General features: G+C 39.6%; 3 protein-coding genes. All 3 read left to right on the plus strand.

Annotated elements, in window-relative coordinates:
• Nucleotides 1-552 precede the first annotated feature (552 nt).
• The 3 genes from QZ994_RS19740 (at nucleotide 553) to QZ994_RS19750 (ending at nucleotide 1,546) form a co-directional block, all read left to right on the plus strand.
• The gene (locus QZ994_RS19740; RefSeq protein WP_290877770.1) at nucleotides 553-747 is read left to right on the plus strand and encodes a hypothetical protein; all 195 of its coding nucleotides are present in this window, start codon (nucleotides 553-555) and stop codon (nucleotides 745-747) included.
• Between the two features lie 34 nt (nucleotides 748-781).
• Nucleotides 782-991 (plus strand): hypothetical protein, encoded by a 210-nt coding sequence (locus tag QZ994_RS19745; RefSeq protein WP_290877772.1) that lies wholly within the window; start codon nucleotides 782-784, stop codon nucleotides 989-991.
• 324 nt (nucleotides 992-1,315) lie between these two features.
• Nucleotides 1,316-1,546, plus strand: a complete 231-nt coding sequence (locus tag QZ994_RS19750; protein ID WP_290877774.1) for a hypothetical protein — start codon at nucleotides 1,316-1,318, stop codon at nucleotides 1,544-1,546.
• Nucleotides 1,547-1,850: the final 304 nt, after the last annotated feature.

Below are 1,850 nucleotides of genomic sequence, written 5' to 3' on the forward strand. Positions count from 1 at the left end.
GAAGTAGAACAAAGGTACTCCATACATTGGAGTATCTCTACTCTTTTACACATACACATAAAAGCGTACACACTGCACACTACATTAGATAGTCTGATTGAAAGATAGGAAGGAAGAGTTCTATCTAATCTTAAATGCTCTCCGAGCATGGAGTGGTGAGCTAGTGTAGTTAATGATTAGCTCTATATAGGTAATGATGAGAGAGATGGGAGATAACACTGTTAACTGTATTAACTCTCGTTTGTTGCTCTCAATCATTACCATTTCCCATTCCGATATACAGACGATATAGATTGGATAAATCATGCCCTTTGACTATCTCAACGCATTTAATGAACTGTGTGAAATGTATGAAGATCATGTGATCTCTCACCCAGAATTCATCAATCAATACACCCTGATGCAAAGCATTTGGAATATGGTCTAAAACCTATCTAAAACCCTCTCAGACAGCTCATTTCAATCATCAGCTACACATATGCCATTGAAGGTGTATGCGTCTCCTGACGCTTCTAATGAGCTTGAATAACCTATTACTTGAAAGAAACAATCATGAGTATTGTTACTGTCATTACCTATGATCAGGCATCTAAGGCAGTTAAACATCTCACTGTGTATGAAGTGATGAATGTTGCATCTGCTAAGGAATTGGTACAACTGATCAACAATCATGTTGAAGCACCAAATACCAATACGATCATTGAAGCTAAACGTTTGGAGTCTGGTGATGTATTGGACTTCACCTAGTAAATAACCTATTACCTTATAGAAAGTAAACATCATGGCTAAGATCATTCATACCGATAACTTTGCTGACGATTACCCAAATGAGAAGTTCGTGGAAGGATTGCCTATCCTCACGATTGAACAAGCCAAAGCTATTGCTGAGGCTATCAATAAGGCACTTGATCCAAGTAATAGTGGGATGTATCCACGTCACTATGTTGTCTGTTCCGATAACTATGTGCTCAAACCCGGCTTTGAACCGTAATGAAGAACCTCAAGGCACTTGCTAAACGGATATTTATTCAAGCTATCCGTCTCACCCCAATCCCAGTAGTAATAGTTCTATTCTTTGCACTGGGTTTGATAGCTACTGTATTCAATGGCTATCTATCTTATTCATCTAAAAGGAAATAACTATGTTTGCTCAAATAACTATGTTGGTTACCACTGCTGCACTATTGTTCATTGCAATACTCTGGTCTAACAAAGGTTGGACTAACCTGTTTATCAAGTTCTGCTACTTCGTTATCTTCAGCTGCAATCTGGCCTTGGTTATCAAGACCTTTCAGATTCTTATCTAGGAGAAGAAATGAAACATCAACCATTTGAGGCATTGGTGTTGGGTCTGGATCAGCCAGATACCCTAATTGACGTAGTACCTACTAAGGTAGATGGTAGTAATGAAACCTATATGACTCTGTTAGGTACTAACGAGGCTGTCTATATCACCAAAGCTCAATGTATGGAGTTCTTTGGTCTTGTTGATTCTTCTAAGTATGTGATCACTCGTTGTCACTGTGATGCTCAACTAGAGCGTTAAGGCTCGATATAACCAAGTTGTCATTTATATAACTAATAAGGAGAACTGCAGTGAAACCATCAGCTGAGCAATACATCTCTATCTACCATGCTTGGAAAGCATCTGCTCCTCCATTGAAGGTAGCTAAGGCACTTCGTCTGGTGCCTGCCACTGTCATTGCTGAGTACCTTCGTCTTGATGAAGGGAGCCAGGTATGAGCATCCGTAGCGTACTGTTGTTTGTGTCATGTGTAGTGATGATTAGTATTCTTGGATGGGCATTTGCTAGGGCTGTTGATATCGAATTCGATGTCCCTAGCTCTACT

The sequence above is a fragment of the Aquabacterium sp. genome (genome assembly GCF_021768455.1).
Taxonomy (GTDB): Bacteria; Pseudomonadota; Gammaproteobacteria; order Burkholderiales; family Burkholderiaceae_C; genus Aquabacterium.

Bases quoted from the DNA above. Each gene is read 5' to 3' on its own strand.
- QZ994_RS19740 (WP_290877770.1), top strand. From the start codon at position 553: ATGAGTATTGTTACTGTCATTACCTATGATCAGGCATCTAAGGCAGTT.
- QZ994_RS19745 (WP_290877772.1), top strand. From the start codon at position 782: ATGGCTAAGATCATTCATACCGATAACTTTGCTGACGATTACCCAAAT.
- QZ994_RS19750 (WP_290877774.1), top strand. From the start codon at position 1,316: ATGAAACATCAACCATTTGAGGCATTGGTGTTGGGTCTGGATCAGCCA.